The sequence below is a fragment of the Streptomyces sp. genome (assembly GCF_036524955.1).
Taxonomy (GTDB): Bacteria; Actinomycetota; Actinomycetes; order Streptomycetales; family Streptomycetaceae; genus Actinacidiphila.
This window is the reverse complement of sequence record NZ_DATDBG010000092.1, coordinates 1-8,037: the sequence shown is the minus strand read 5'-3', so window position 1 is coordinate 8,037 and position 8,037 is coordinate 1. Positions and strand designations below refer to the sequence as shown.

General features: G+C 71.9%; 5 protein-coding genes and 1 pseudogene. 3 read left to right on the top strand and 3 right to left on the bottom strand.

The window, feature by feature from the left end:
- Nucleotides 1-1,113, bottom strand: a pseudogene (locus tag VIW71_RS08590) (RNA polymerase sigma factor); the annotation flags it as partial.
- Between the two features lie 116 nt (nucleotides 1,114-1,229).
- On the bottom strand, nucleotides 1,230-2,171 hold the full coding sequence (locus tag VIW71_RS08585; protein WP_331621445.1) for a TetR/AcrR family transcriptional regulator: 942 nt from the start codon (nucleotides 2,169-2,171) through the stop codon (nucleotides 1,230-1,232).
- A gap of 298 nt (nucleotides 2,172-2,469) precedes the next feature.
- Here VIW71_RS08585 and VIW71_RS08580 point away from each other — a divergent pair, with 298 nt between their 5' ends.
- Entirely contained in the window at nucleotides 2,470-3,837 is a 1,368-nt protein-coding gene (locus VIW71_RS08580; RefSeq protein ID WP_331621444.1) for an NAD(P)/FAD-dependent oxidoreductase, read from the top strand.
- A 151-nt stretch (nucleotides 3,838-3,988) separates the two neighbouring features.
- Complete coding sequence (locus VIW71_RS08575) at nucleotides 3,989-5,698, top strand: ATP-binding SpoIIE family protein phosphatase (protein WP_331621443.1); 1,710 nt, start codon at nucleotides 3,989-3,991, stop codon at nucleotides 5,696-5,698.
- Between the two features lie 92 nt (nucleotides 5,699-5,790).
- Here the strand turns inward: VIW71_RS08575 and VIW71_RS08570 are convergent, their stop codons facing one another.
- Nucleotides 5,791-7,140: an MFS transporter gene (locus VIW71_RS08570; RefSeq protein WP_331621442.1), complete on the bottom strand. Its 1,350-nt coding sequence runs from the start codon at nucleotides 7,138-7,140 to the stop codon at nucleotides 5,791-5,793.
- A gap of 116 nt (nucleotides 7,141-7,256) precedes the next feature.
- Here VIW71_RS08570 and VIW71_RS08565 point away from each other — a divergent pair, with 116 nt between their 5' ends.
- The gene (locus VIW71_RS08565; protein WP_331621441.1) at nucleotides 7,257-7,817 is read left to right on the top strand and encodes a MarR family winged helix-turn-helix transcriptional regulator; all 561 of its coding nucleotides are present in this window, start codon (nucleotides 7,257-7,259) and stop codon (nucleotides 7,815-7,817) included.
- The last annotated feature ends 220 nt before the right edge of the window (nucleotides 7,818-8,037 follow it).

The following is an 8,037-nucleotide window of genomic DNA, read 5'->3' as shown; positions in this document are numbered from 1 at the left end:
GGCGGCCACCCCGCCCGCCGCGACGACGCCCGCGGCCTTCGCAGCGTGGACGGCGGCGAACCAGCCGATGAACGCGACCGGCAGCAGCCCCTTGAGCGCCGGGTTGAGGTCGGCCAGTTCCAGCGAGGCCGCGCTGCACCGCCCGCACTGCTTGAGGTGCCGGTTCAGCTCCCGGTCGGCGCGCATGCGCAGGCCACCTCGGGCGTGCGCGCCGAGCCGGTCCGCGTACCGCGCGCACTCGCCCCCGGCGGTGAGCGTGCTGCTGACGTGCGCCTGGAGATAGGCCTGGCGCAGGCCCTCGCGGGCACGGTGCGCCAGTGCAGCCGTGGCGTTGGGGGGTCAGGCCGAGCAGCGGGGCGATGCCACTCGGTGACTCGTCCCGACGGCGGTGTGCCACAGTACGGTCTGCCAGCGCTCGGGCAGGGTACGGAACGCCCGGATGGCGAGCGACTGATCGGCCTCCCGCATGGCGCGTACGCCCGCGCCGAGCTCCGCCGTCGTTTCGGTGGCGGTGGTACCGGCGGCGGTGACCGCGAACACCGCGAAGTCCTCGACGAGCTGCTCACGCTTGGCGGTGTCGGCCCAGGACGCGGCGACCCGCCGGACGGTGGTGAGGAGGTAGGCGCGTACTGCGGACTCCGGGCCGCTCCCGCCGCGGATCGCCTGGAGGGTACGGGCGAAGACCTCGCCGGTCAGGTCCTCGGCGGTGTGTGCGTCGCGGCAGCAGGAGCGGGCGTAACGGTGTACGGACCGGGCGTGCCGCCGGTACAGCTCCTCGTACGCGCTGTCCCGGCCGCCGCGGACCTGGGCGACCAGTTCGGCGTCGGACGAGGCCGCGTGGTCGTGGGCGCCGGAGGCCGCGCGGGGTTCGTGGCCGGGCTCGGGGTGCCCGGTGGCGTGCAGGTCGCCGTGGGCAGGGGCGGGAGCGGGCACCCGAGCGGCTGCCGACCCCGCTGCGGGCGCCGTCGTCGATGAGTCCGGGAATACGGCCTCGGGGCGTGCGATCGGATCGCGCTGCCCCGGAACCCTGCGCGACGGCAGCCCGTCACCCGTCTCCGAACCCGCCACGGCGCCGGATTCCCCGGTTGCCTCATTTCGGGGGAAGCGTGACACAGCGGAAGGGCGACATGTCATGGGGTATGCGGGAACCACCCGTCCGTGGCCGGACCGCTCTCGTATCCTCCTCGTTCACTCGAATGGCGCAGCGTCGCGGGGAGCGGGTGCGCGCGTTACCCCTGCGGGCCGGCGTCCCCCATGTGCTCGGGGCCGGGCTCTGTGCCGGGTTCCCCGGACCCGCCCCCGCTCCGCTCGCCTGTCCGTTCCCCGATCCGCTCACCTGGCCGGGAGCGCAGACCCTCCAGCAGGATGTCGAGCAGCCGGGCGGAGGCGGCGGCCTGCTGGGCTGCGTCGGGCAGGGCCGGCGCGGCGGTTGCGATGACGAGCAGGACATCGGCGACCGAGACGTCACCGCGCAGTTCGCCGGCGGCGCGGGCCCGCTCCACGAGCTGGCCGACGACGTCGAGCAGGGTTCGGATGCCGTCCGTGTCGCGGGCCTCCTGGCCGTGACCGGAGAGGTCGGCGGGGGCCGACTCCGCACCGGGTACGACCAGGCGGGTGCGCTGCTGGGGTACCCGGACCGGCTCGGCGGCGCCCGGAACGCCCGGCACCCCGGGTGCCGCCCCGGGGCCAGGCGACGCGCTCGCCGCCGACTGTACGCGCAGCACCTGGGGCGGCAGCAGCCGTCCGGCGCCGGACGCGGCGGAGGTGCGCAGGAAGCGGGCGAGCGCGGACCAGGCCTCGTCCTCCTGGCCGAGCGCGGTGCGCGCCTGTTCGGTCAGCCGTGCGGTCTCCTCTTCGGCGATCCGCCTGACCAGCACGTCCTTGCTGGGGAAGCGGCGGTAGACGGTACCGACGCCGACCCGGGCGCGGCGGGCGATGTCCTCCATCGGGGCGCCGTATCCCAGCTCGCCGAAGACTTCACGGGCGGCCCGCAGCACGTGTTCGAGATTGCGCTGGGCGTCGACCCGCAGTGGGCCCGACCGGTTCACGCCTTCGCTCCGTCCTTGCGTTCCGGCCCCGGCCACCGCTACGGCCGAGGTCACCGCCGTTCCCGCGATTCCTGCCGCTGCTGCTGCCGTTCCGGTCGTGCGCTGCGAGTCCTGAATGTGCATATATCTATCCCCCGGAAATTTTGATTGTCTCCCCCCGGAGACTCCCCACCCGTAACGAAGATTGCTGCGCGTCCCGCGCAGGTTCTACGAGATACGAACATAGTTGAGGGCGCGTCAAGAAAGAAGAGGGCGTGTTCCGCTCAGTCAACTCCCGTGCGCCTGGGGGCGGTCGGGCTCCGAGCGGGGTGGCCTCCACCCGTCGGTGCGAGCCCCCGCTGACCTGGTCGGTCATCGATTCTCAGGAATGACCGCGTCCGCCCTGTGGACAAACGGCGGCTCCGCATTGCGTCATGGAGCAATGACGGAGTCGGCAGGCATGGCCAGGGGAAGCACACCGCGCATTCTCGTCATCGGTGGGGGTTATGTCGGTATGTACACCGCGCTGCGACTGCAGCGGAAGCTGAAGCGGGGGGAGGCCGAGATCCTGGTCGTCGAACGTCAGCCGTACATGACCTACCAGCCGTTTCTCCCGGAAGCGGCGGCCGGTTCGCTCTCACCGCGGCACGTCGTGGTGCCGTTGCGGCGGGTGCTGCACAAGTGCCGGATCGTGGTCGGCGAGGCGCAAGCCGTCAACCACGACAAGCGGGTCGCCGCCATCGTCACCCTCGCGAGCGAAGAGGAACGCGGCGGCGCGCTGGAGGTCCCGTACGACCACCTGGTGATCGCACCCGGTTCGGTCTCCCGCGCCCTGCCGGTGCCGGGGCTGGCCGAGTACGGCATCGGCTTCAAGACCGTCGAGGAGGCCATCGGGCTCCGCAACCACGTGCTCGAACAGCTCGACATCGCCTCCTCCACCCGGGACGCGGAGGTCCGCGAGGCGGCGCTGACCTTCGTCGTCGTCGGCGGTGGCTACGCGGGCGTGGAGGCGCTCGGTGAACTGGAGAACATGGCCCGTTACGCCACCCGCTACTACCACAACCTCCGGCCGGAGGACCTGAGATGGGTGCTGGTCGAGGCCACCGGGCGAATCCTGCCCGAGGTCGGTGAGGCCATGGGCGCGTACGCGATCCGGGAGCTGCGCGGGCGCAATGTCGACATCCGTCTCGGCACCCGCCTGGAGTCCTGCGAACACCGGGTCGCGGTGCTCTCCGACGGTGACCGACTGCCCGCCAGGACCGTGGTCTGGACCGCCGGTGTCAAGCCGGCGCCCCTCCTCGCCGCGACCGGGCTGCCGCTGACCGAACGCGGCCGGCTGCGCACCGAGGCCACCTTACGGGTCGCCGGCACCGACGCGGCGTGGGCGGCCGGCGACGCGGCGGCCGTCCCGGACCTCACCGCCGACCGCCCTGGCACCGACTGCCCGCCCAACGCCCAGCACGCCGTCCGCCAGGCCCGCGTCCTCGCCGACAACCTCATCGCCGAACTGCGCGGGCGCCCGATCACCGAGTACCGCCACCGGTCCGTCGGCTCCGTCGCCTCCCTCGGCCTGCACCAAGGCGTCGCGCAGGTCTACGGCCGCAAGGTCAAGGGCTACCCGGCCTGGCTCCTGCACCGCGCCTACCACCTCAGCCGGGTACCCACCGTCAACCGCAAGGCACGCGTGCTCGCCGAATGGACGCTCTCCGGGCTCTTCAAACGGGAGATCGTCTCCCTCGGCTCCCTGGAACACCCGCGGGCCGAGTTCGAACTCGCCGCCGGACAGGACCGCGACCCCGACACCCTCTGATGCCGCCCACCCGCCGAACCCACTCCCGACCCCCCGGCGCCCCGCCCGAGCCCGCGCGATTCCCCCCGGGGCCGCCGTTCGGCCACACTGGATGTGTGACTACGCGTGCACCAGCACTGGCAAAGCGTGACAATAATGAGGAATCGGACGGTTGAACCTTACGCGTTGGGGCGCCCGGCTCCCCGGAACACAGCGACGCAGTGCCGTACCCGCAGCGCGCGGCAGGTCCGGCGAGCCCGTCACGGCCACCGCCACCCCAACGGCCGGGACCGCCCCCGGCACCCCGGGCAGCGCCGACCCCGCCGACTGTCTCCGGGTCCCGGGCCCCGGCACGGCGACCGGCACCGGCGAACCGTATGTCTCCGGCGTCCTCAGCCGGCTCCCGGCCCTCATCGCCGTCACCCACGGGCCCGCCCACCGCGTCGGCTTCGTCAACGACGCCTACACCGATGTCTTCGGCCCGCGCGGCACCGGCGCCCCGGCCCGCGACGCCCTCCCCGAACTCGACGAACTCGGCCTCCTCCCGCTGATGGACCAGGTCCACCGCAGCGGCAAACCGCGCACCGTCAAAGCCCGCAAGATCACCTGGGCGGACGGCTCCTCGCTCACCCGCCAGCGCTATTTCACTTTCACCTGCACCCCCGTCCAGGTCGACGACTCCGACCCCGAACGCCGCGGCGTCCTCGTCTTCGCCGCCGATGTCACCGACCAGGTCCTGTCCGCCGACCGCCTGCGTGAAAGCGAACGCCGCCTCCACGACACCGCCGTCACCCTCCAGCGCAGCCTCCTCCCGCAGGAACTCGAACAACCCGACGATCTCCGCGTCGCCGCGACCTACCAGCCCGGGGGCACCGACGCCGCGGTCGGCGGCGACTGGTACGACGTCATCACCCTCGGCGCCGGCCGCACCGCCTTGGTGATCGGCGACGTCATGGGCCGGGGCGTGCGCGCCGCCGCCGTGATGGGCCAGCTCCGCACCGCAGTACGCGCCTACGCCCGCCTCGACCTCCCGCCGCACGAGGTCATCCAGCTCCTCGACGGACTCGCCTCCGAGATCGACGCCACCCAGATCGCCACCTGCGTCTACGCCGTGCACGACCCCAGCGAGGGGCGCCTCTCCTACGCCAGCGCCGGTCACCTCCCCATCCTCATCCGCGACCCCGACGGCACCGTCCACCGGGCCGATGAACCCACCGGCCCGCCGCTCGGCACCGGCGGCTGGCTCCACACCTCCGGCACCGTCCCGCTCGGCCCCGGCTGCACCGCCGTCCTCTACACCGACGGCCTGGTCGAACGCCGCCATCAGGACATCGACGAGGGCGTCGACGCCCTCACCCGCGCCCTGGCCGGTGCGACCGGCTCACCCCAAGTGATCTGCGACCGCCTGATGCGCTCGCTCGGCGTCACCTCCGAACACGACGACGATGTGGCGGTCCTGGTCCTGCAGTACCCCGACCACACCGGCACCGACGCCGAGCTTTTCCGCAACGCCTCCCTCGAACTCCTCGGCGGCGTCGAGGCCGCACCCCGCGCCCGTGCCTTCGCCTCCGGGGTCCTCGCCTCCTGGCGCTTCCCCGTCGACCTGCGCGACCTCGGGGTGCTCGCCGCCAGCGAACTCGTCGCCAACTCCCTCAAGCACGGCTCCCCGCCGATGCGGCTCCGCCTGCGCCGCACCGACCGGCGCCTGATCATCGAGGTCACCGACGGTGACGACCATCTCCCGCGCCGCCGCCGTGCCGAACCCGGCGACGAGGCGGGCCGCGGCATCTCGATCATCGCCACGATCGCCTCCGGCTGGGGCTCCCGTCGCACCCCGGGCGGCGGCAAAGCCGTCTGGTGCGAGTTCGCCCTCCCGGAGTAGGGATCGCCGGGCCGTCCGACCCGCCGGGCTGCCGCTCGGGCGACCCTGCGGGCGGCGGGTGTCCGAGTGGCAGGCCCGGCGAACCGTCGGCGTCAGGCGGATATTCGCTCGGTGCCGGACGCCTCCGGCTGGACGGCAGTCGGGCTCGGCCCGGATGGTGCCGGCTCGGAGTGGGGGACGGAGCGGGCCACCACACGGGAGGGGTGCAGCGGACTGTCCTGGCTTGGCGTGACATGGCGGCCCATCAGGAGGGCTGTCACCGAGATGGCCAGGGAGGAGACCACCAGCATCGCTATGTACGCGGTGTACGCGTCGGCTGCGGCCAGCACGCCCGCCACGGCGGGGCCGAGGGCGAGGGCGAGCTGCTTCACCAGGGCGAAGGCCGAGTTGTACTGACCGACCATCCGGGCGGGGGCCAGGTCGGCCACCAGCGGGGCCACCGTCGGCGCCAGCATCGCCTCGCCGAGCCCGAAGAGCGCGTACGCCGAGATGATCGTGGCGACCGCCATGGCACGGCTGCCGTGCACGGCTCCGGACACCCCGGCCACCAGCCAGGCAACCGTCCAGACCAGGCCGACCAGAGCGATCACCCGGCTACGGCGCCGGTACTCGACCAGCCGCAGGACGACGAACTGCGCCAGCACGATCACCGCAGTGTTCGCCGCGAGCGCGATACCCAGCGTGGTCGGCGAGATCCGCGCGACCTCGACCGCGAACGCCGACAGGCCCGACTCGAACTGCCCGTAGCAGGCGAAGAACATCACGAACCCGAGCGCGCACACCATCACCATCGCCCGGTCCCGGAACAGTGCCCGCCAGCCTCCGGACGAGGGTTCGCCGTATTCGGTCCTGGCCGCCTTCTCCAGGCGCGGGGCACGCGGCAGTCGCACGGTGGCGACCACAGCGCCCAGCACCAGGAACATCATTGCCTCTGTGGCGAACAGGCGGATGAACGACGCCGGGTGAGCCGTGTCGACGAGGAGGCCGCCGGCCAGCCCGCCGAGGCCGAGACCCAGGTTGTTGAGGAAGAACTGGGTCGCGAAGGCACGTGAGCGCGTGAGCGTCGTGGAGCACCACACGATCATCGTGGCCAGCGCCGGCTGCACCACGGCGATCCCGGCACCCAGCGCTCCCGCCGCCGCCATGACAGCGGGCGCACTGCCGGAGAGACCCAGACCGAGGGAGCCGGAAGCCGCCAGCACCGTGCCCGACACAGCGACCGGTACCGGGCCTCGCCGGTCGATCAGGCGGCCGGTGAAGGGCAGCACGAAGAGTGCGGCGACGGCGAAGGCCGCGAGCGCCGCGCCTGCGATGCCCGCCCCCAGCCCGCGCACCTGCGACACGTAGACGAACGTGAAGGGCACGGTGAAGCCGTTGCCGAACGCGCTCAGGGCGTTCCCGATCTGGATCCGGCGCAGCGCTGCGCCCATGGCGGTGGTCACGCTCACCTCTCTTGGCAGGAAGTCTTCGAGGTGAAGACTTCAGAGTTAAAGTTCGAACCTAAAGATTACATAGCGAAGGCCTTTAGCGCAACGCTCTTTCGTGTCATACTCATTCCATGACCGCAGCCCCGGGTTCCTCCGGAGCTCCCCAGGAGCTGGACCTCGACGCTCAGATCGCCGCCTACCAGCGCGAGTTCCCCGAGGTGGACCCCCAAATAGAGAAGGTGGTCACGGCGCTGGGCCGGCTCAACCGCCGGATGAACGTGGCGTACGGCCGCCAGCTCGTCGACCTGGGCATCAGCAACTCCGAGTGGGAGGTGCTCAAGGCCCTCGTCGTGGTCGGCAAGCCCTACCGCCTCGGCCCTGGCGACCTCGCCAAGCGCCTCGGTCTCACCCCGGCCGCCATGACCCACCGCATTGACCGCATGGTCGCCGAGGGGCTGGTCACCCGGCAACGCGACGAGTCCAACCGGGTCCGCGTCATTGTGGAGCTGACGGACGAGGGCCGTGAGAAGTGGCTCCAGACCATGCGCCTCGCCGCCACTTTCGAGGGTGAACTCCTCAAGGACCTCACCCCCGTCGAACGGGCCGCCCTCGGCGAGATCCTGACCCGTCTCCTGCGCCGAGTGGAGTCCTCCCAACCGGACGGCGGCGGTCGCCTGGAAGACCTCGGCTGATCCGAGCCGGCCCTGGCCCGGATCAGCCGCCGGTCTTGACGCGATCCTTGATCAGCACGGGTTGACACTGGTGGGGGTGGTGCGTAGGGTTCTCCGGGTTGTCCGATGTGAGCGCCGGCTGTGGTCGGTCCCCGGGCGGCTATTCCGGTGGAACCTTTCGAGATCGATACGCGCGTGGTCGTGTGTGGTTTTGTTGTGTGTTTTTTCGGAATGTGTGTGG